This window comes from Halorubrum lacusprofundi ATCC 49239 (assembly GCF_000022205.1).
GTDB lineage: Archaea > Halobacteriota > Halobacteria > Halobacteriales > Haloferacaceae > Halorubrum > Halorubrum lacusprofundi.
Map to the genome: position 1 here is coordinate 2576886 of NC_012029.1, position 21428 is coordinate 2598313.

18 protein-coding genes are annotated in these 21428 nt (G+C 68.2%); 5 read left to right on the forward strand and 13 right to left on the reverse strand.

What is annotated here, in order from left to right; genetic code table 11:
- Positions 1-23 precede the first annotated feature (23 nt).
- Both HLAC_RS12905 and HLAC_RS12910 read left to right on the forward strand, forming a co-directional pair.
- Positions 24-596 (forward strand): DUF309 domain-containing protein, encoded by a 573-nt coding sequence (locus HLAC_RS12905; protein WP_015911282.1) that lies wholly within the window; start codon positions 24-26, stop codon positions 594-596.
- Between the two features lie 85 nt (positions 597-681).
- On the forward strand, positions 682-1485 hold the full coding sequence (locus tag HLAC_RS12910; protein ID WP_015911283.1) for a M14 family metallopeptidase: 804 nt from the start codon (positions 682-684) through the stop codon (positions 1483-1485).
- 18 nt (positions 1486-1503) lie between these two features.
- On the opposite strand, the gene HLAC_RS12915 is transcribed toward HLAC_RS12910, so the two are convergent.
- Positions 1504-1905, reverse strand: coding sequence for a cupin domain-containing protein (locus HLAC_RS12915; RefSeq protein ID WP_015911284.1), 402 nt, complete (start codon positions 1903-1905; stop codon positions 1504-1506).
- A gap of 121 nt (positions 1906-2026) precedes the next feature.
- Between HLAC_RS12915 and HLAC_RS12920 the strand changes: the two genes are divergently transcribed.
- Positions 2027-3211 (forward strand): CBS domain-containing protein, encoded by a 1185-nt coding sequence (locus HLAC_RS12920; protein ID WP_015911285.1) that lies wholly within the window; start codon positions 2027-2029, stop codon positions 3209-3211.
- A 41-nt stretch (positions 3212-3252) separates the two neighbouring features.
- Here HLAC_RS12920 and HLAC_RS12925 read toward each other — a convergent pair whose 3' ends face one another.
- Together HLAC_RS12925 and larE are read right to left on the reverse strand one after the other, a co-directional pair.
- Complete coding sequence (locus HLAC_RS12925) at positions 3253-3456, reverse strand: hypothetical protein (RefSeq protein WP_049933604.1); 204 nt, start codon at positions 3454-3456, stop codon at positions 3253-3255.
- Between the two features lie 103 nt (positions 3457-3559).
- Positions 3560-4483 carry an ATP-dependent sacrificial sulfur transferase LarE gene (gene larE, locus HLAC_RS12930; RefSeq protein ID WP_049933768.1) on the reverse strand — a complete coding sequence of 308 codons (924 nt, stop codon included), beginning with the start codon at positions 4481-4483 and terminating at the stop codon, positions 3560-3562.
- A 130-nt stretch (positions 4484-4613) separates the two neighbouring features.
- On the opposite strand from larE, the gene HLAC_RS12935 reads away from it, so the two are divergent.
- Positions 4614-6611 carry a MutS-related protein gene (locus tag HLAC_RS12935; RefSeq protein ID WP_015911287.1) on the forward strand — a complete coding sequence of 666 codons (1998 nt, stop codon included), beginning with the start codon at positions 4614-4616 and terminating at the stop codon, positions 6609-6611.
- Positions 6612-6646: 35 nt separating this feature from the next.
- Here HLAC_RS12935 and HLAC_RS12940 read toward each other — a convergent pair whose 3' ends face one another.
- The 4 genes from HLAC_RS12940 to tatC (HLAC_RS12955) all read right to left on the reverse strand — a co-directional run bounded on the left by HLAC_RS12940 (position 6647) and on the right by tatC (HLAC_RS12955) (position 13808).
- Positions 6647-7027: a RidA family protein gene (locus tag HLAC_RS12940; protein ID WP_015911288.1), complete on the reverse strand. Its 381-nt coding sequence runs from the start codon at positions 7025-7027 to the stop codon at positions 6647-6649.
- A gap of 98 nt (positions 7028-7125) precedes the next feature.
- Positions 7126-8385 carry a magnesium transporter gene (locus tag HLAC_RS12945; RefSeq protein WP_015911289.1) on the reverse strand — a complete coding sequence of 420 codons (1260 nt, stop codon included), beginning with the start codon at positions 8383-8385 and terminating at the stop codon, positions 7126-7128.
- Positions 8386-8478: 93 nt separating this feature from the next.
- Positions 8479-11430: an excinuclease ABC subunit UvrA gene (gene uvrA, locus HLAC_RS12950; protein ID WP_015911290.1), complete on the reverse strand. Its 2952-nt coding sequence runs from the start codon at positions 11428-11430 to the stop codon at positions 8479-8481.
- A 119-nt stretch (positions 11431-11549) separates the two neighbouring features.
- Positions 11550-13808, reverse strand: coding sequence for a twin-arginine translocase subunit TatC (gene tatC / locus HLAC_RS12955; protein WP_015911291.1), 2259 nt, complete (start codon positions 13806-13808; stop codon positions 11550-11552).
- 121 nt (positions 13809-13929) lie between these two features.
- Between tatC (HLAC_RS12955) and tatC (HLAC_RS12960) the strand changes: the two genes are divergently transcribed.
- Entirely contained in the window at positions 13930-15012 is a 1083-nt protein-coding gene (gene tatC, locus HLAC_RS12960; RefSeq protein WP_015911292.1) for a twin-arginine translocase subunit TatC, read from the forward strand.
- Between the two features lie 270 nt (positions 15013-15282).
- Here tatC (HLAC_RS12960) and argF read toward each other — a convergent pair whose 3' ends face one another.
- The 6 genes from argF to lysX form a co-directional block, all read right to left on the reverse strand.
- Positions 15283-16182, reverse strand: coding sequence for an ornithine carbamoyltransferase (gene argF / locus HLAC_RS12965; RefSeq protein WP_015911294.1), 900 nt, complete (start codon positions 16180-16182; stop codon positions 15283-15285).
- Between the two features lie 113 nt (positions 16183-16295).
- Positions 16296-17459: a [LysW]-lysine hydrolase gene (locus HLAC_RS12970; protein ID WP_015911295.1), complete on the reverse strand. Its 1164-nt coding sequence runs from the start codon at positions 17457-17459 to the stop codon at positions 16296-16298.
- A complete protein-coding gene (locus HLAC_RS12975; RefSeq protein WP_015911296.1) occupies positions 17459-18586 on the reverse strand; it encodes an aspartate aminotransferase family protein in 1128 nt (375 codons plus the stop codon). Before HLAC_RS12975 ends, HLAC_RS12970 begins: the two co-directional genes overlap by 1 nt.
- A complete protein-coding gene (locus tag HLAC_RS12980) occupies positions 18583-19479 on the reverse strand; it encodes an acetylglutamate/acetylaminoadipate kinase (RefSeq protein WP_015911297.1) in 897 nt (298 codons plus the stop codon). The genes HLAC_RS12975 and HLAC_RS12980 overlap by 4 nt, the downstream gene beginning before the upstream one ends.
- Positions 19476-20525 (reverse strand): N-acetyl-gamma-glutamyl-phosphate reductase, encoded by a 1050-nt coding sequence (gene argC, locus HLAC_RS12985; protein ID WP_015911298.1) that lies wholly within the window; start codon positions 20523-20525, stop codon positions 19476-19478. The genes HLAC_RS12980 and argC overlap by 4 nt, the downstream gene beginning before the upstream one ends.
- Positions 20522-21406: a lysine biosynthesis protein LysX gene (gene lysX, locus HLAC_RS12990; RefSeq protein WP_015911299.1), complete on the reverse strand. Its 885-nt coding sequence runs from the start codon at positions 21404-21406 to the stop codon at positions 20522-20524. Before lysX ends, argC begins: the two co-directional genes overlap by 4 nt.
- Positions 21407-21428: the final 22 nt, after the last annotated feature.

Genomic DNA, 21428 nt, shown 5'->3' on the forward strand with positions numbered 1-21428 from the left:
CGCTGCGGACGCGACGCGTCTCCATGGACGAGCACACCCGCGATCCCGGCGTCGCCCCGCCGCTCGGGAACCCGACCGGGTGGCACGCGGCTGGCGAGGGCGGCGCAGACGAGGGCGGCGCGGGCGACGGCGGCGCGGACGGTGGTGACCCGGACGCCGACGCGCGACTCGCCGGCGGCCACTGGGAGCACGCTACCCTCCGGCGGGCGACCGAGCACGGCGTCCGGCTGTTCAACGCCGGGGCGTACCACGAGTCGCACGACTGCTTCGAGGACGAGTGGTACAACTACGGCAGCGGCACCGCCGAGAGCGCCTTCCTTCACGGGATGGTGCAGGTCGCGGCGGGCGCGTACAAGCGCGTCGACTTCGAGAACGACGACGGGATGCGGTCGCTGTTCGAGACCGCACTGGAGTACCTCCGCGGGATCCCGGGCGACTTCTACGGCGTCGACCTCGACGAGGTCCGGGCGACGCTCCGGGCCGCGCTCGACGACCCGACCGCGATCGACGGGTGGAAGATTACCATCGACGGCGCCCGCCCGGAGGCGTACCCGGCCGACTACGAGTACGCGGAGCGGCTCGACGAGGGGCACTGAGTCGGCGAGAGGAACTGCGTCGAGAGGGATCTAAGCCCCGCCCGCGATCCGAACATCACTTATCAGCGGGCCTCTTCTCGGAGGTATGGACGTACACGATCTGGGCGAGGGGGAGCCGGAGGTCGCGGTCGTCGGCGCGATCCACGGCGACGAGCCCTGCGGCGCCCGCGCGGTCCGACGGCTCCTCGACGCCGACCTCGACCTCGAGCGCCCCGTGCGGCTGATCGTCGCCAACGAGGCGGCGCTCGACGCCGGGGTCCGCTACCTCGATGCCGACCTGAACCGGTCGTTCCCCGGCGACCCGGACGCGGAGTCACACGAAGCGCGACTCGCCGACGAACTGCTCGACGCGCTCGACGGCTGTTCGACGCTCGCGATCCACTCGACGCAGTCGTACGCCGAACCCTTCGCCGTCGTCGATTCGATGGATGAGGTTGCCCGCGCGGTCGCCCCGCACCTCCCGGTCGACGTGGTGATCCAGACCGACGCGTTCACCGAGGGGCGACTCATCGAACACCCGCACACCCTCGAAGTGGAGGCCGGTCTGCAGGGCTCCGACGGCGCCGCCGACAACGCCTACTGGCTCGCGCGGGCGTTCCTGGCTGCGACTGGCGTCGTTCCGGCGCCCGGCGCCGAGGACGTAGTCGACGCCGGCGGACGCGAGGACGTGGAGGTGTTCCGGCTCCGCGACCGGATCCCCAAGCCGGACGCCGAGGCGTACGAGGTGTTCGCGCGCAACTTCGAGCGCGTCGAGGTCGGCGAGGCCTTCGCGGCCGCCGACGACGAGCAGCTCCGCGCCGACGAGCCCTTCTACCCCGTGTTGCTGTCGCCGTACGGCTACCGCGACCAGTTCGGCTACGTCGCGGACCGCGTCGGGACGATCGAGTGAGGGGCCGAGTCGTCCCCGTTACTCGACCAGTTCGATCTCGTCGTCCCCGTTCGGCACCACGCAGATGAACGCTCCCGGCTCCTCGCTCTCGTTCCGGTACCAGTGCTCGACGCCCGCCGGAATCAGGAGGGCGTCACCGGGCTCGACAGCGTGCTCTTCCTCGCCGATACCGACGACGTACTCGCCCGCGAGCACGTACTGCTCGTGTTCGACCGCGTTCGTGTGACGCGGGACCGCGGCGCCGGCCGCGAGCTCGAACCGCCGCATCGCGAAGTTCGGGGCGCCGTCCGACTCGTCGAGGAGGACGCCCTTCCGGAGCCCCTCGGCGGCGTCGACCGCTTCGTAGCTGATCTCGCCGCTGCGCTTCACGACAGGAGCCGGCTCGCCAGCCGCCGGCACGTCGTCAGTGGTGTTGCTCATACCCGCCGATCGGCGGCTAGCGGCTTATAAACGACGGCGTCCGGTCGCGGGTCCGTCGCCGCCCTGCTGCTTCCCCGCTGTCGCCCAGACGTTTAACCACCCACCCGCCCAACTCGCGGGTATGCGTGGAATCAAGATCGGGACGGTGCTGGGGATCCCGGTCAGGCTCAACTGGACGTTTCTGATCGTACTGCCGCTTTTCGCCTACCTCATCGGCTCGCAGGTCGGGATGATCGCCGAGGTGATGAACGAGGCGTTCAGCGCCGGCATCGACCCCGCCGCGCTCGGTGCGGGGCTCACGCCGTGGGCACTCGGGTTGGCGGCCGCACTCGGGCTGTTCGGCGGCGTCCTCCTCCACGAGTTCGGCCACTCGATCGTCGCCATGCGGTACGGGTACGAGATCGAGTCGATCACCCTGTGGCTGCTCGGCGGGATCGCCAGCTTCACCGAGTTCCCCGAGGACTGGAAACACGAGTTCTGGATCGCGATCGCGGGACCGGTCGTCAGCGTCGCCGTCGGGCTCGTCTGTTACGGCGTGTTCGTGCTCGCGCCGCTCGGCTCGAACGCCGTGTTGTTCGTCTTCGGCTACCTCGCGCTGTTGAACATCGTGCTCGCGGTGTTCAACATGCTTCCCGCCTTCCCGATGGACGGCGGGCGCGTCCTTCGGGCGCTCCTCGCGCGGAACCAGCCGCACGCGCAGGCGACCCAGCGCGCAGCCGCGATCGGGAAGGTGTTCGCCTTCTTCATGGGACTGATCGGACTGTTCACCTTCCAGCTCCTGCTGATCGTGTTGGCCTTCTTCATCTACATCGCCGCCTCCGGCGAGGCCCAGCAGACGACGCTGAAGGCCGCCTTCGAGGACGTCACCGTCGCCGACGTGATGACCCGCCGCGAGGACCTCCACACCGTCACCGGAGACACCTCTGTCGCGGATCTGATGAGCCGGATGTTCGAGGAGCGCCACACCGGCTACCCCGTGCTCCACGGCGGCAACCTCGTCGGGATGGTGACCTTAGAGGACGCCCGATCGGTCCGGGATGTCGAGCGGGACGCCTACCAGGTCGCAGACGTGATGGAGACCGAAGTGGTCGGCGTCGGTCCCGAGGCCGACGCGATGACCGCGCTCCAGACGATGCAGGAGAACGGCGTCGGCCGGCTCCCGGTCGTCGATCGGAGCGACGAGCTGGTCGGACTCATCTCCCGTTCGGACCTGATGACCGCGTTCAACATCATCCAGACGGGTGGCACTCCGAGCCTCATCAGCGGACGCCGACAGGGGGCCGAAGGCGGCCCCGGCGTGTTCTGAGAGCGTCCGTCGCGTTTTAAACCAGTAACAGTTCGCGGAACTCACTCACCCTCGGCGCTCGCGAAGAACGCCACGTCACCAGCGATGACGGCGCTCGCGATCACCGCCGCCCCGACGAGCACCGCGACGACGAGCGTCGTCAGCATCACGCCGAGGGTGGTCCCACCGACGGCGACGCCGACGAACGCGCCGACGGACCCGCCCACGCCGCCCGCGATGATCGCGAGCGTCTTCGCTTCGCTCATAGGTGTCGCTTTCCAGATAGGCCCAATAAACGTTCGCGTCGGGTTCTCTCGGGTGATAACGGGTCGTCACGGCCGGCCGTGTCGCGCCTGACCCGCGACCGCCTCAACGAGGGTACTGCCGACCGAGATCAATATCCGTCCCGTCGCTGTCCGTGTCATCATCCTTCTCTTCGCCCCCGTTACCGCCCGGGCTCACGCTCCCGGTGCGGTAGCCCGCCATGTCGAGGGTGACGTACTCGAACCCGACATCGGTGAGGTGTTCGTGGACCGCGTCGGCGAACGCCGGGTCAAGCGCGCGCTCAAGTTCGTCGGGCGCGATCTCGACGCGCGCGAGCCCGTCGTGGTCGCGGACGCGAAACCCTTCGAATCCCCACTCGCGGAGCACCCGCTCGGCCTTCTCGACGCGGGTCAGCCGCTCCTCGGTCACCTCCAGTCCGGTCGGGATCCGCGAGGAGAGACACGCCATCGAGGGCTTGTCGGCGACCGACAGATCGTACGCCTCGGCGATTTCGCGGACCTCGTCTTTCGTAATCTCGGCGTCCAAAAGCGGCGAGAACACGTCCAGCTCCTCGACTGCACGCAGGCCGGGACGGTGGCCCTCGCCGGGGTCGTCGGCGTTCGTCCCGTCGCAAACAGTGCCGATACCGAGATCTTGGGCCGTTTCGTACATCTGCCCGAGCCGCATCGTTCGGCAGTGGTAACAGCGGTCGCCGTCGTTGGCGACGAAGTTCGGATCGTCGAGTTCGGAGAAGGTGACCGTCTCGTGGCGGATTCCGATCTCGCCGGCGACTCGCTCGGCGTCGTCGAGCTCCGCGGCCGGCAGCGTCTCGCTCCGTGCGGTGCACGCGACCGCGTCGTCGCCGAGCGCGTCGCACGCGAGCGCCGCGACGACCGAGGAGTCGACGCCGCCGGAAAAGGCGACGAGAACATCGTCGCGCTCGGCGAGCGCGTCGCGGGCAGTCGCCGCTTTCGCCGCCGTCTCCGGGGCGAGATCGCTCCCGTCGGCGGCGAGGGTGTGGTGGCTCATGCCCTTGGGTTCGCGGTCGCCGGGAAAAAGCGCATCGTCCGCGGCGAGACGGTCGAGTGCGGGCGAGAGAGTCGGGCTCACGGATCGGGACCCCCTATCCTTTTGCGCGTTGCCGCGATACTCGGAGTGAATGGAGTTGGAGGCGATCCCCGGCGTCGGCGCGAAGACGGCCGCGGCGTTGCACGAGCTCGACGACCCGGTCGCGACCGTCGAGTCCGGCGACGTCGCCGCGATCGCCCGCGCGCCCGGTGTCAACGAGGCGCGCGCGGCCCGCATCGCTCGCGGAGCGATCCGTCGCCGACACGACGACGACGGGCGCGTGCTGGCGACCGACCGCGCCCGCGAGGTGTACCGCTCGGCGATCGACCTGCTGCGCGAGCGCACCGTCACCGACTACGCCGCCAAGCGGCTGGAGACGTTCTACCCGAGCGAATCGACCTCGCGGATCGCGGAGGCGCAGGCGTTCGTCGAGGGGGCGATGGAGCGCGAGCCCGATCCCGCCGTCCACGAGGCGCTCGCCGGGGTCAAACCCCTGATCGACCCGCCGACGGTTCGAGTGCGCGACCGCTGTCTCGCGACGGCCGACGCCGAGGCGCTCGCCCGCGCCGAGTCGGCGGTGCCGGAGCTGTCGGTCGAGACCGTCGAGAACGCCCGTGACATCTCGGAACTCGCGCGGTCGTACGCGACCGTGATCGTCTTAGACGAATCGTTCGCCGGACTCGACGTCGAGGGTGACGTACACGTCCGCCCGGATGCGTTGGACAAGCCCGCGGAGACCGTCCCCGAGCGTCTGCTCGCCTTCTTCGCGGCGAACCGCGAGCGACTGGAAGCGGCCGCGGCGGTCCACGAGACGGCGAACCTCTCCCCCGCGGCCGACCTCGACCGCCTCCGCGACGCCCTCGCGCGGCTCGACGACGACGGGACGGTCGTCGGCGACGGGGAGCTCGAACGACTGACCGCCGCCGTCGACGACCTCGATGCCGCGGTGTCGACGGCGGAGTCAGTGGCCGACGACCGGCTCAGAGAGGCGATCCGCGAGCGCGACGTGACCATCGAGGGGACCGACTTCCTCTCGCTGGTCGAGCAGGGCGCCCGGGTCGACTCGCTCTTAGACCGCGAGCTGGCCGACGAGTACGACGCGGCGATGGCCCGCGCTCGCGAGCACCTCGCGGACGCGCTCCGCTTGGAGCCCGAGGAGGCGGAACTCGCCGACCGGGTGTTCGGCGACGACCCCTCTTTCCCGGTCGAGCACGATGAGAGCGCGGTCTCGCGGCTCCGCACCGAGCTTGCGGCGGCGCGCGACCGCCGGGCTGCCCGCCTGAAGGCGGAACTCGCGAGCGACCTCGGCGACCTGCGGGAGCCCGTGGAGGAACTCGTCCGGGACGCCCTCGAACTCGACGTGGAACTGGCGATCGCGCGATTCGCGCGCGACTTCGACTGCGTCATGCCCGAGGTGGTTGATTCGGACGGGGACGGCTCTCCCGGACCCTCCGGCTTTCGGATTGTGGGCGGCCGCTCCTCACTTCTCGACGTTGATTTCGAGAACGTGGAGCCGATCGACTACGCGGTGTCGGGCGCGACGCTCCTCTCGGGAGTCAACTCCGGCGGGAAGACCTCGACCCTCGATCTCGTGGCGCTCGTCGTCGTCCTCGCGCAGATGGGGATGCCCGTCCCCGCCGAGTCCGCCACCGTCGAGCGCTTCGAGGAGATCCACTACTACGCCAAATCGCAGGGAACCCTCGACGCGGGCGCGTTCGAGGCGACCCTGCGGGACTTCGGCGACCTCGTCGAGGGCGCGGACGGGCGGCTCGTCTTGGTCGACGAGCTTGAGTCGATCACGGAGCCGGGCGCCTCCGCGAAGATCATCGCGGGCATCCTCGAAGCGCTCGACGAGCAGGACGCCACCGCCGTCTTCGTCTCCCACCTGGCCCGCGAGATCCGGGACGCGGCCGACTTCGAAGTCGCCGTCGACGGAATCGAGGCCGCCGGGCTCGTCGACGGCGAGCTACGGGTGAATCGCTCACCGCGGAAGGGTCACCTCGCGCGGTCGACCCCGGAGCTCATCGTCGAGAAGCTCGCGGGCGACCGCGACACCGACTTCTACGGGGACTTACTGGAGAAGTTCTGAGCCGGGAGCATTCCCGCCCGGTGGCTCGTTCGGCCTCAGTCGTCGTTGAGCTCGGCTGTGACCGTGATCTCGACGTCGAGCGGTGCGGGGAGCCGGGACACCTCGACGCACGTCCTGGCCGGGTACGGCTCCGAGAGAAACGACCGGTACGCCTCGTTCACCGCGTCGTAGTCGTCCATGTCGGTGATATAGACGGTCGCCGTCACGATCGCGTTCGCGGTCGTACCGGCCGCCTTCAGTACCGTGGCGACGTTCGCGAGCGTCTGTGTCGTCTGTTCGGCCACCGACTCCGGGGCCTCGCCGGTGTCGGGATCCACACCCGTCTTCCCCGAGACGTGGACCGTGTCACCAGAGACGATCCCCTGCGAGTACGGCCCGAGGGCCTCCGGCACGTCGTCGGTCGTGATCTCTTGCATCGGTCTGAGCGACGGCGCGTCACGGCATCAAGATGCGGGTCGCGAGGGGACCCGTCGGTCGGGTTCCTGCCCTGGCTGCAGCGATCCGCCGAGAACGCTCAGATCAACACCGCCCGGGCCAGTCCGAGGAAGACGACGAAGCCCAACACGTCGGTCGCGGTCGTGATGAAGATGGTCGCTGAGGTCGCCGGATCGTACCCGAGCTTGTCGAGGATGAGGGGTGTGAGGGCGCCGAAGAACCCCGCGATGACGAGGTTCGCGACCATCGAGACGCCGATAACGGCGCCGAGGAGGATCCCGAACGCGCCGTACGAGAAGGCGGTCGCGATGACCGCGACGAGCGCCCCGGTGATGAGTCCGTTCGCCGCGCCGGCGATCGCCTCGTTCGCGATGACGCGTTTCCCGGTCGACAGCGACACCTGTCCGAGCGAGATGCCCCGGACGGTGACCGCCATCGACTGCGTGCCCGCGTTCCCCCCCATCCCGGCCACGACCGGCATGTAGGCGGCGAGGATGGCGACGGCAGCGATCGTCGACTCGAACAGTCCGACGACCGCCGCAGCCATGAACGCGGTGGCGAGGTTGAGGATGAGCCACTTGTACCGCCGTCGGATCTTCACGACGGCCCCGTCGAGGACGCTCTCCTCTTCGGCGACGCCCGTGAACTCATAGAGCGTCTCCCCGGCGGCTTCGTCGATCAGTTGCAGGAGGTCTCTCGCGTGAATCACACCGAGGATGTCGCCGTCCTCGTCGAGCACCGCGACGGTCCGCTCGCTGTTCTGACGGAACACCGCGAGCACCTCCTCGTCGGCGCGGTCGTACCGGACCGACGGCGTCTCCCGGAGGTGGTCCGTGATCCGTTCGGTCTCCGGGTCCGCCACCGAGAGCGCCGTGCCGGGAAGCTCGCCGAGGAACTCCTCGCGGTCGGTGACGAAGATGGTCGGGACGCGCCCCGTTCGCTCCTCGAAGCGGCGGACGCGCTCGGCCACCTCGTCGAACCCCCGGCTTCGGTCGACGGTGACGTAATCGAGGTTCATCAGCCCGGCCGCGCTCTCGGGATCGAACGACAGCAGGAAGTCGATCTTCTCGCGCCGCTCGGCGTCGAGGGTTCCGAGCACCGCTTCGCGGGTTTCCGCGTTGGCGTACCCGAGCACGTCGGTCACCTCGTCCGGGTCGAGCCGGTCGGTGAACCGCTCCAGCTGCGACCGGCTCATGTCCGCGACGAGCGCCCCCCGGGCGGGCTCCGAGAGCCCGAAGAACACGTCGCGCCGCTCGTCTCGCGGCAACTCCGCGAACGGTACCGACGGCTCCGACGACATCGAGATGGTCTCCCCCACGTCCTCCGCCTGAATAGCCATACGCGCAACGGACGGACCGTCCGGTGAATTACTTTCCCCTGCTCGGTATCGTTCGCTTTTAAAACTGAACGCGAGGCCGCAGAACCCGAGGCCTCAGTCGTCGTCCGCGACCGCGGGCTTCCGCCGGTCGTCGCGCGGTCCCGCGATGTCGACAGCCGGGAGCATGTCCCGCAGGTATCGCCCGGTGTGGGAGTCCTCCTCGCGAGCCACGTCCTCCGGAGTCCCGTTCGCGACCAGTTCGCCGCCGCCGTCGCCGCCCTCGGGGCCCAGATCGATCACGCGGTCGGCGTTTTTCACTAAGTCCAGTTCGTGTTCGATGACGACGACCGTGTTGCCGGCGTCGACGAGCCGGTGGAGCACGTCGATCAGCTTGCGCTCGTCCTCCTTGTGAAGCCCCGTTGTCGGCTCGTCGAGCAGGTAGAGGGTGTCGCCCGTCGCCTTCTTCCCCAGTTCCTCGGCGAGCTTCACGCGCTGGGCCTCGCCGCCGGAGAGCGTGGTAGAGGGCTGACCCAGCTCCATGTAGCCGAGCCCCACGTCTTTTAAGAGCTTCAGGCGGCGCTGGAGCCCCTGGTGGCTCTCGAAGAAGTCGTACGCCTCGTCGACGCTCATGTCGAGCACGTCCGAGATGGTCGCGTCCTTGTACGTGACTTCGAGCGTCTCGTCGTTGTAGCGCGCGCCGCCGCACTCCTCACAGGGGACGTACACGTCCGAGAGGAAGTTCATCTCGATTTTTACCGTTCCCTGACCGCCGCACTCCTCGCAGCGTCCGCCCTTCACGTTGAAGGAGAACCGGCCCTTCTCGTAGCCGCGACGCTTGGAGAGCTTGGTCTCTGCGAACAGCTCACGGACGTAGTCGAACACGTCGGTGTACGTCGCGGGGTTCGAACGCGGCGTCCGACCGATCGGTGACTGGTCGATGAGCCGCACCGTCTCGATTTGGTCCATTCCGTCGATCGCGTCGTGCTCGCCGGGGTCGACCGAGGTGTTGTCGTTCATCTCGCGGACGATTCCCTTATAAAGAACGTCGTGGATCAGCGTCGACTTCCCGGATCCGGAGACGCCGGTGACGGTCGTCAAGGTGCCGAGCGGGAGCGACACGTCGAGATTTTTGAGGTTGTGCTGGCGGGCGCCTCGGACCGTCAACTCGCCGTCCGGGTCGCGACGCTCCTCGGGTACCGGAATATCCTTGCGTCCGGAGAGGTAGTCGGCGGTGATCGAGTCGTCGGCCGCGACGATGTCGTCGAAGTCGCCCTGTGCGACCACTTCGCCGCCGCGCTTGCCGGGACCCGGCCCCATGTCGATGATTTCGTCGGCGCGGCGCATCGTCTCCTCGTCGTGCTCGACGACGACGAGGGTGTTGCCGAGGTCGCGGAGCCCCGCCAAGGTGTTCAGCAGGCGGTCGTTGTCGCGCTGGTGGAGCCCGATCGACGGCTCGTCGAGGACGTAGAGCACGCCGACGAGCCCGGAGCCGACCTGCGTCGCGAGCCGGATGCGCTGGCTCTCACCGCCCGAGAGCGTCGAGGCCTCGCGGTCGAGCGTGATGTACTCCAAGCCGACCTCCTCCATGAAGCCGAGCCGCGAGCGGATCTCTTTGAAGATTTCCGTCGCGATCGTCGTCTCGCGCTCGTTCAGCGCACCTTCCATCCCCTCGAAGTGCTCGCGCGCCTCGGCGATCGACATCTCGTTCACCTCGGTGATCGCGGTGTCCGCCACGAGGACGTGTCGCGACTGCTCTTTGAGCCGGGTTCCCTCGCACTCGGGGCAGGTCGTCACGGCCATGTACTCCTCGATGTGGTCGCGGGCGCGCTCGGAGTCGGTCTCGACGTGGCGGCGCTCCAAGTTCGGGATGACGCCCTCGAAGCGCTCGGTCTTCTCGCGGGTGCCGTTTTTCGTGGTCCACTCGAAGTGAACCAGATCGTCGGTGCCGTAGAGGAACTGCCGCTGAATCGTCTCGTCCAGCTCCTCGAAGGGGGTCGAAAGCGAGACGCCGAAGTGGTCGGCGACGTTGTCGAGCTGGCGGGAGTAGTAGGTGCGGTCGTAGCTCCACGGTTCGAAGACGTGTTTCAGGGGCTTCGAGGAGTCGTCGATCACGAGCCCCTCGTCGACTTCCTTCGTCGAGCCGATCCCTTCACACTCCGGACAGGCACCGTACGGGCTGTTGAAGGAGAACGAGCGCGTCTCGATCGCAGAGAACTGCACGTCGGAGTTGGGGTTGCCGAGCTCCTCGGAGAACTCGACGACGAGCCGGTCGTCGCCGTCGGCGTCCTCGGCCAGCGATCCGGTCGAACGCGCGTTCGAGGCGAAGGGCACGTCCGCGGGCGGGTCCGGGACGATCAGCTTGAGGGCGCCGTCTGCTTCTTCTAAGGCGGTCTCCACAGAGTCTGTGATCCGCGAGCGGGCGTCGGGGGAGACGGTCACCCGGTCGACGATCACGTCGATCGTGTGGTCGTAGTTCTGGTCGAGTTCGGGGTCGTCCAAAGTCAGATCGATCGGTTCACCGTCGACCTCGACGCGGGCGTACCCGTCGCTTACAAGCTCCTCGAACAGGTCCTCGAACGCGCCCTTCTGGTCGCGGATGACCGGCGCGGCGATCTTCGCGCGGGTCCCCTCGGGCAGTTCGAGGATCTGGTTCACCATGTCCTGTGCGGACTGTTCGCCGACCTCCTCGCCGGTGACGGGGTCGTACTGGGTCCCGATCCGGGCGTACAGCAGTCGGAGGTAGTCGTGCAGTTCGGTGACAGTCCCTACGGTCGATCGGGGGTTGTTCGCGGCGTTCTTCTGGTCGATGGAGATCGCGGGCGAGAGCCCCTCGACCGACTCCACCTGCGGTTTGTCCATCTGTCCGAGGAAGTTGCGGGCGTACGCCGACAGCGACTCAATGTACCGGCGCTGTCCCTCGGCGTAGACGGTGTCGAACGCGAGCGACGACTTACCCGACCCGGAGAGCCCGGTGACGACGGTGAACTCTTCGCGCGGGATCCGGACGTCGAGGTCCTTGAGGTTGTGCTCCTCGGCGCCGCGGACCTCGATGTAGTCCTTGCTCATCTTGTCCGCTCATAACGTACGAGCGCGGGAATACCCGTCGGTCTCGGCGGTCTGACGCGCTATCAGTGATGTAAGTGGATGGCAAGCGGGCCAAGAATGGACGAGGTGCGGTGACCCTCTCAGCGCCCGACGAACTCCGAGGGCGGCGAGAGGTCCCGCCGGCCGCCGAGCGTGACGAGGAACAGGACGCCGATGCCGACGCCGTACGCCGCCATCAGCGGGAGCGTCGCGAGGAACATCGTGATCACGTCGGCAGGGGTGAACACCGCCGCGAACAGCATGATCCCGACGGTGACCTCGCGCCAGCGGTTCCGGAAGACATCGTACGGGATCCCGGCGTTGTTCAGCAGGATCATCGCGATCGGGATGTCCGCGAGGAAGCCGATCCCGACGGTGGTGTAGACGACGAGCCAGAGGAAGTCGCTCACCTGATAGGTGATGATCATGTTCGCCAGCTCGGCGTCGGTGACGAGCCACCCGATGATACCGGGTGCGATGTAGGCGTACCCGAGCGCGAAGCCGCCGAGCAGCCCGCCGAGCAGCGCGCCCGCCCAGAGATACACCTTGTAGATCCGCCCGGCGACGAAGCCACGCTCGCGGAGGGCGGGCCACGCGTAGTAGAGCGCGACCGGGAACACGGCCACGATCCCGAGCAGCACCGAGAACTTCACCATGAAGATCAGCGCCTCGACCGGGTGGAGCGTGATGATGTTGATCCCGCCCTCGATCTCGGCCGGAACGCGCGACTCCAAGTCGTTGCGCACCGTCGCGAGTCCGCCGAGGTACAGCCACGTGAACACGGCCGCCATCACACCGCCGAAGACGGCGACGAGCCGGAACGACCGTGACCGCAACGAGTCGAAGATGAACTTGAGGTCCTTGTAGTAGCCGCCGATGTCGTCTTCGGCCTCCTCTTCGTCGCCGTCAGTGAGCTCGGAGAGGAACGTGGAGCTGGCTCGGGACGTGCGGTCCTGAACGGTTCCCATCAGGCCGTCGTCGCCGCCGGAGCCGCCCGAGCCGCCAGAGCCGCCCGAGCCGCCGGAACGACCCGCCCCGTCTCCGCTCCCCGTCGCAGAGCCGTCCGCTCCATCGTCGCCGTCGCCCTCGCCGTGTACCGCGTCGAACCGGTCGAGGATCGCCTGCGCCTTCTCAGGGTCGTCGTCGTCGATCGCGGCCTGCGCGAGCGCGAGCGACTCTTCCTCGTCCATCTCCGCGAAGGCGTTGTCCGGGGCGGCACGGACGCCGGCCGCGTCGAGTTCGCCCACGTCGATGGCGGCCGGGTCGCCGTACTGGTAGCCCGCGCTCGTCGTGTCGAGGTCGGCGAACACGGCCCACAGCGTCGCGACAGCGACGAATGCGAGCGCCCATCCGGCGGCGTAGATCGCGGTCGCAGTCGCTGGGTTGACGCCGAGACTCGCACCGGGTTCGAGGAAGCGCCAGTCGCTGTTGGCGAGTCGGAGGAGATCGTTGAAGCCGGTCCGTCCGCCGTACTCGTAGAAGGCGTACACGAGCCCGCTGCCGAGGACGGCCGCGCCGCCCACGATGTTCCAGTGGTTGCGGGCCGCGCCGAGCACGTCGATGCGGTCGGAGCTCCGCTGGGCCGTGACGACGAGCTTCGCGAGGTAGAGGCTGAATCCGTACAGGACGATGAGCGGGAATGCCCACATCAGCTGGGTGAACGGGTCCGGCGGGGAGAACACGGCGCCGAAGACGAAGATGGCGACGACCGCGTAGCGCCACTTGTCGCGGAACGTCTCGTACTGGACGATGCCCGAGTAGGAGAGCCCGGTGATGAGAAGCGGCATCTGTCCGGCAAGTCCGAACGAAAGCGAGAGGAAGACGATGAACTCCGTCCACATCACGATCCCGTAGGTGGGCTGGAGCCCGGCCTCCAGCCCGAAGCCGGCCAGGAAGGAGAACATGATCGGGAAGAAGGCGTAGACCCCGTAGGCGACGCCGACCACGAACAGGCCGACACCGAGGAGCCCCATTCCCGCGAGCTTCCAGCGCGCAACCGGTGACTGCGGCCATGCCCCGCGAGCGCGAAGCTCGTCGCGGGCGACGTAGATGAAGGGCGGAATTGCGAAGATCACACCGACGATTAGCCCGATCTTCGCCTGCAGGAGGATCACCTCGAACGGGGTGGTGGCGATTACGTCGGCCTCAGCGGCGACCTCGGGCGACATGTTCGACTGTGTAATGTTGTAGAGGGAGTCCCAGATGAACACGCGGAGCGCCCAGAACGTCGCGAGAAAGCCCAACAGGAAGACGACGAACACCTTCTGAAGGTCCTTCTGGATCGACCGGAGGAACGCCTTCGCCGACTCGCGTCCTTCCGCGAGCGACTGCTGGGTATCCTCGTCGAGGGCACTCGCCATACGGGCCCTGAGGCCCGTCGCCGTTATCAACCTTTTCGACCGCGTTCGCATCCGCGCACCGGGGCGCCGCTCGTCGCCATCCGAAAAGGCCTATAGTCACCCGGTTGCGTAGAAGAAGTGAATGGACGACTCGGACCGGTCGCGTGACGAGCCCTCAGCCCCCGAGGACGACTCGGTCGACGGCGACGGGACGGTCGACAGCGCCGATGCTACATCGGACGAAGCGGTCGGAATGCCCGGCGGTACGTCCGAGAATCGCCGATCCGCTGGCGACGAGAACGGTGACGACACCGGACCGGAATCCGTCGAGCCGGAGGTGTCTCCTGAAGTCACGTCGGAGATCGGCGCGGACGCGGGCGACGCCGACAATTCGGACTCGTCGACCGTCGAGGATGCGCCGACCGTTGAGGACGGCGGCGTCGCGAGCGAAAGGACCGCGATCGAAGGGACCGCCGAAAGCGACGAGGAGTTCGCGGGCCTCGAGGCGCCCGAGACGGACGAGGAGATGCCGCTTGCGGCCCACATCGAGGAGATGATGCGGCGGCTCGCCGTCGTCTTCGTCTTCGGCGGGCTGGCGACGCTGGTCGTCGTCACCGAGTCGACGGAGCTCATCAACTACTTCTGGGGCTACCACATCCCCGCGCCCTTGGAGAACCGACCGCGGCTGTACGGCCCCCTCGAACTCCCGCTCACGCGGCTGAAGGTCGCCGGCCTCGCCGGCGTCGTGGTCGGACTGCCGGCGTTCGTCTACCAGACGTACCGGTTCATGAAGCCGGGGTTGTACGAGAACGAGCGACGCTACTACCTCGCGGCGGTCCCCACGAGTCTCATCCTCGGCGGGATCGGCATCGCGTTCGCGCACTTCCTCGTGTTGCCCGCGATCTTCTCGTACTTCACCACCTACACGTCCGACGCCGCGACGATCGCGTTCGGCCTCGCAGAGACGTTCAACCTGATCGTCATCATGCTCGCGTTCATGGCGATCGTCTTCCAGATCCCGCTGTTCATCATGCTCGCGATCATGATGAACCTCGTCACCCGGCAGTGGCTGGAGGCGAAGCGGCTCATCTTCTGGGGGTCGTTCCTCGGGATCGCGTTCCTCTTCAGCCCCGACCCGACCGGGATGGCGCCGATTATCGTGACGCTCACCATGATCGTGCTGTACGAGGGAACGTTGGCGGTGCTGCGCTGGACCGGGAACTAGATCCGGTCGCTGTCGTTTATAAATGATCGTGGGTCAGAGTGAGGTGTTCAGGAGGGATCTTCAGGAAATCCGCATCCGTCACGATCGCCCGTTTATAAGTCGTGGAGAGCAGATCGACGGTGAACACCTCCAAAGCCTCACCGCTCGCGCTTAAAATCGCTCGCGGCATCCCTCGCGCGTGCGACTCGCGCCCTCGGGGCGCTCGTCGGCACGCGCCACCGCATATCTACTTATAAATAGCGTCGCTGCTCAACCAATCTCGATCCGCACTCACTCCCCGCCGAGCAACTCGACGAGCAGCGCGTTCTGCGCGTGCATCCGGTTTTCGGCCTGGTCCCAGACGAGCGCGCGGTCCGACTCCAACACGCCGTCCGTGATCTCCTCGCCGCGGTGCGCGGGCAGACAGTGCATCACCTTCGCGTCGGTGCCGGCCAGCAGGTCGGCGTTCACTTGGAACCCCTCGAATGCGGCGAGCTTCTCCGCGCGCTGGTCCTCCTGCCCCATCGAGATCCACACGTCGGTGTAGACGACGTCGGCGCCGTCGATCGCCGCTTCGGGGTCCGTCGTCGGCTCCACGTCGGCGCCGAACTCCGCGGCGCGGTCGAAGACGTGAGGGTCCATTCCGTACTCCGCGGGGGTGGCGACCTGTACGTCGATCCCGGTCATCGCCGCGCCGACGACGAACGACTGCCCGACGTTGTTGCCGTCGCCGACCCACGCGACCGTGGCGTCCTCGCCGACCGTCTCCCGGATGGTGAGGAGGTCGGCGAGCGTCTGGCAGGGGTGCGCCTCGTCGGTCAGCCCGTTGATGACCGGGCAGTCGGCGTACTCGGCGAGGACCTCGACGTCTTCGTGATCGAAGAGTCTGGCCATCACGCCGTCGACGTAGCGGCCGAGCACCCGCGCGGTGTCGCGCAGCGGCTCGCCGTGGCCCAGTTGGATGTCGTCCGGCCCGAGGAACATCGCGTGGCCGCCGAGTCGGGTCATTCCCGTCTCGAAGGAGACGCGGGTGCGCGTCGAGGGCTTCTCGAAGATCATCCCGAGCGTCGCGTCCCCGAGTCGGGGGTCGGTCTCGCCCGCCTTCATCGCGGCGGCGCGGTCGAGCAGGGCGTCCAGTTCGGCTGGCGTTACGTCGTCGATGTCGAGGAAGTCGTCGGTGGCGAGTGGCATGGGTGGATCGTGAGTGTCGGTGGTGGTGATGCTGTGACAGCGGCGAGGTCAGTCGTCGGAAGCGAAGCGCGACGGTTTAAAAGGAGACGGCGTCACGGTCGGTGCCGTGACGCCTACGGTCGGTCCCGGCAGACGTCACTCAACACCGCCGTCGCGCGGTCCAACTCGGAGAGGGGGAGCCGCTCGTCGGGCGCGTGGTCGAGGTCCGAGTTCCCGGGGCCGTAGGTGACCATCGGGCAGTCCCACGCGGCCGCAAACAGGTTCATGTCGCTCGTCCCGGTCTTGCGCAGCAGGCGGACGTCGCCGCCGGCGCCGCGGATCGCGACGCGGAACGCCCGGGCCAGCTCCGTCCGCGGACTCTCCATCACCGGGGGAATCGGCTCCTTCCAGTGGACCGAGCCGGTCGACAGCTCCGTCTCGGCCAGCTCGTGGATCTCGTCGACCGTCCGGTTCGGCGGGACGCGGAGCTGCACGTCCATCGACGCCTCGACGGCGAGCCCGTCGTCGGTGAGTCCGCCGTCGAACGAGACGGGCTTGGTCGTCACCTGCTCGAAGACGGGCGTGTCCGGATCGGTCGGTTCGAACGTCTCCTCGACCCCGTGCCACCAGTCGATCGCGTGCTGGATCGCGTTCGGCTCCGGACGCGAGGTGTGGCCGGACTCGCTCGTGTTCACGTACGTCCCCGCGAGGAAGCCGCGGTAGCCGAGGGTAACGCCGTCCCAGCCGGAGGGCTCGCCGTTCACCACGGCCTCCGGCGCGTCGCGGTCCTCGACGAGGAATCGTGCGCCCCGCGAGTTTGTCTCCTCGCCGGCGACGCCGACGAACGAGACGCCCGTCTGGACCGCCGCGACTGCCATCGCGACGAGCGGGCCGGTCGCGTCCACAGTCCCGCGCCCCCAGAGGACGGGCTCGCCCGGCTTGCCGACTTCGTCGTCTTCTGCCGCCGGTTGCACCTCGACCGGGATATCGCCCGGGACGGTGTCGATGTGCGAGGTCAGCAGGACGGCGTCGCTGGCGGGCGCGCGGACGTTCCCGACCTCGTCGATCCACGCCTCCCGGCCGTTCGCCTCGAAGAAGTCGACGAGGCGCTTCGCGGCCTGCTCCTCCTCGCCCGAGGGAGAGGGGATCGACACCATGTCGAACAGCAGCTTCCGGGCCGGCGTGTCGCAGGCCTCGGGGTAGCCGCCGCCAGCGACCACGTCGGTTCCAGCCGCGGACGAGTCGTCAGCCGTCGACTCGGTCGAATCGTCCGATTCGCACTCCGTCCCGGTGGACATCAGCCGATCACCTCCGCGAGCGCGTCGATCACGGCGTCGGCGTGCTCGCGCTCGATCGTCAGCGGCGGGAGCAGGCGCAACACGGTGCGGCCCGCCGGCAGCGCGAGCACCTGGTGGTTGATCGCCAAGTCGCGCAGCAGCCGGTTCGAGCCGCGCTTCACCTCGATGCCGATCATCAGGCCGTCGCCCCGCACGTCGCGAACGCCGTCGCCGAGGCGCTCGTCGATCTGTCCGCGGATGTACGCCCCCATCTCGTCGGCGTGCGCGGGGAGGTCCTCGTGTTCGATCACGTCGAGGGTCGCTCCTGCGGCCGCGGAGACGACGGGCCCGCCCGAGAACGTCGAACCGTGATTCCCGGCGTCCTCGGCGACCCAGTCGCGACACAGCGTCGCGCCGATCGGGAGCCCGCTGGCGAGCCCCTTCGCAGTCGTGAGCACGTCCGGGACGATGTCGTGCTTCTCGGTCGCCCACAGCGATCCGGTACGGCCGAGCCCGGTCTGGATCTCGTCGAGGACCATCGCGGCCCCCGCCTCTTCCGTCGCCTCCCGGACCGCCTGCAGGTACTCGGTGGCGGCGGGGTTGATCCCGCCTTCGCCCTGGAGGGGTTCCAAGATCACCGCGGCGGTCTCGTCGTCGATCGCCTCGCGCATCGCGTCGGCGTCGCCGTACTCGACGAACTCGACGCCGCCGGCGAGCGGCTCGAACCCCTGCTTGTACTTCTGCTTCCACGTGGTCGCGAGCGCGCCCATCGTCCGACCGTGAAAGCCCTGTGTCGTCGCAACAATCTTCTCGCGACCGGTGGCGTGTCGGGCGAACTTCAGGGCGGCCTCGTTGGCCTCGGTGCCGGAGTTACAGAGCCAGACGTTGTCGACGTCGCCCGGCCCGGCCTCGGAAAGCTGCTCGTACAGCGCCGTCCGCGCCGCGTGCGGGTACGACGCCTGCACGTACATCAGCTCCTCAATCTGGCTCGTCGCGGCGTCGACGACTTCGGGGTGACAGTGGCCGACGGGCGTACACGCGTAGCTCGCGCCGAAGTCGAGGTACTCGGTCCCGTTCGTGTCGGTGAGCGTCACGCCGTCGCCCGAAGCAATCTCGATCGGCTTCTCGGAGAAGACGAAGCCGCTCATGCGGTCTCACCCTCCGTTTCGGCCTGTTCTGCGATCGCCGATCGTTCGATCGTCGTCCCCGCGCCGCCGAGCGCGGCGACGATGGGGTCGTTGACGTTGGCACCGGCGACGATCACGCGCCCGGAGCCGCCAGAGAGCGCCTCTTTGGCGGCCATCACCTTCTTGCCCATGAACCCCTCGGCGGCGGCTTCGACCGCCGCCAGTTCGTCGGGCGTCGCCGCCGACTCGATCAGCGTGTCCGGGTCGTCGGGGTCCGCGTACACGCCGGCCACGTCCGTCAGCAGGACGAGATCCGCGTCTAGCGCGCCGGCGACCGCGGCGGCCGCCCGGTCCGCGTCGGTGTTGACGGGCGTGACGCCGCCGTCTCCCTCTTTCCCCTCCATCGGGGGCGAGACGACGGGGGTGTACCCGTCGGCGAGGAGCCCGTCCAGCAGGTCGGCGTTCACCGACTCGATCCGGCCGGAGTGCTCGCCGCGGCGGATCTTCTTTTTGCCGTCTTCAACCACCCGGACCGCCGACTTGCGCGGCCCCGAGAGGAGCCCGCCGTCGACGCCCGAGAGGCCGACCGCGTCGACGCCGGCCTCGCGGAACAGCGCCGTCAGTTCGGTGTTGAGCTTGCCCGCCATCGCCATCGTGAACGCCTCCATCGTCTCCGCGTCGGTGAATCGACCGGTGACGCCGGAGGCGGACTCGACGTACTCGGGCTCCATGCCGAGCCGCTCGATGACCTCGTCGACGACCGTCGAGCCGCCGTGGACGACCACGACCCGCCGCCCGTTGGCGGCGAGGTGGGCCACGTCGCCGACCGCGCCGGCCGGATCGACCGCCTTCGCGCCGCCGATCTTGACGACGACGGGTGGCTCCTCTGCGGTGGTGGACTGCTCGTCGGTCATGGCGACCCCACGGGATGGAGCCCCTGGAACTCCAGACCGGCGTCTTCGGGCAGCCCTAAGGCGATGTTCGCCGCGTGGACCGCCTGCCCGGCGGAGCCTTTCATCATGTTATCGATCGCCGAGAAGACGACGATGCGCCGGTTACCGGGATCGAGTTCGAAGCCGACCTCGCCGTAGTTCGTGCCGGCGACCGCCTTCGGCTCGGGGTAGCGGTAGACGCCGCCCCCGCCGGAGACGATTCGCATGAACGGTTCGTCGGCGTAGGCGCCGCGGTACGCCTGCCACAGGTCCGCCTTCGAGACGGGCTCGTCGGGGAAGACGTGGCAGGTCGCGCTCGCGCCGCGGATCATCTCGACCGCGTGGACGGTAAAGGAGACGTCGAGCCCGAGGTACGCCTCGATCTCCGCCTCGTGGCGGTGACCGGTGGGCGCGTACGGGCGGACGACGCCCGAGCGCTCCGGATGTGAGGAGGCCGCGCCGCCGCCGGCGCCGCCCTCCGAGGAGCCCACCTTCACGTCGACGACGACCTCACCGGTGTCGGGACCGAGCGCGCCCGCGTCGACGAGGGGCTTGAGCCCGAGCATCGTCGCGGTCGCGTTACAGCCGCCGCCGGCGATCAGGTCGGCGCCGGAGAGGTTCTCGCGGTTGATCTCGGGGAGCGCGTACTCCGCGCGCTCCAAGTACTCGGGCGACGTGTGCCCGTCGTACCACTCGTCGTACAGCGCCGCCTCGGGCAGGCGGAAGTCCGCCGAGAGGTCGACGACCGTGTCGGCGGCCTCGAAGTACTCGTCGACCTGTCCCATCGAGACGCCGTGCGGCGTCGCCGAGAACAGCACGTCGACCGATTCCAGATCGTCGGGGTCCGAGAAGCGCAGGTCGAGCCCGCGCAGATTCGGGTGGGAGCGACCGACGGTCATGTTGTCGGCCGACCGCGACGTGGCCTGCACGACCTCGAAGTCGGGATGTCCCGAGAGGATCCGCAACAGCTCGCCGCCGGTGAAGCCCGTGCCGCCGACGATGCTCGCGGTGTAGGTCTCGTCGGTCATGCCGTGACCTCCTCGCCGTCGGCCGCCGCGACCTTCGCCTCCAGCCAGTCGACGACCTTCGCGGGAACGTCGACGTCGGTGGCAGCGTCGAGTGCCTTGAACTCAACTGTGTGGTTCACCTCGTGAACGGTGTACTCGCCGGAGCCGGTACCACCGACCTCCATCAGGTCGACGCCGAGCATGCCGCCGCCGACCGCCTCCGAGGCGCGCTCGACCAGATCCAGCGCGCGGTCGTCGAGATCAAAGGATTTCGTCTCGCCGCCCTTCGCGGCGTTCGTGAGCCAGTGATCGGACGACCGAGTCATCGCAGCGATCGGCTCGCCGTCGACCGCCAGCGCGCGGATGTCGCGGCCGGGCTTGTCGACGAACTCCTGGATGTAGAACACCTTGTGCTCGTAGTGGCCGAGCGTCTCCTTGTGCTCTAAGATCGCCTCTGCGGCGTTCCGCGTGTCGATCTTCGCCATCAGCCGGCCCCACGAGCCGACGACGGGCTTGAGCACGCAGGGGTAGCCGAACTCCTCGATCGACTCCATCGCGGCCTCCTTCGTGAACGTGACCTCCGTCGCCGGGGTGGGAATATCCGCCTCGGCGAGCGCGAGCGAGTTCTTCGCCTTGTCGGCGCAGATGTCGCCCGTTTCGGGGGAGTTCACCACCGGGACGCCGTAGCTGTCGAGGAACTTGGTCGCGTACAGCGACCGACTCGTCGACAGACAGCGGTCGACGACGATATCGAGGTCCTCGACGTTCGCGGTCGTCGATTCGAGTCCGAACCGCTCTTTCCGGACGTCGATCTTTTCGACTTCGTGGCCGCGGTCGCGAAGCTCGCCGAGCAGCAGCTTCTCGTCTTTCCGGATCCGCGAGTAGAGGATCCCTATTTGCATGTCGACCACTCGCGTGTCGCGG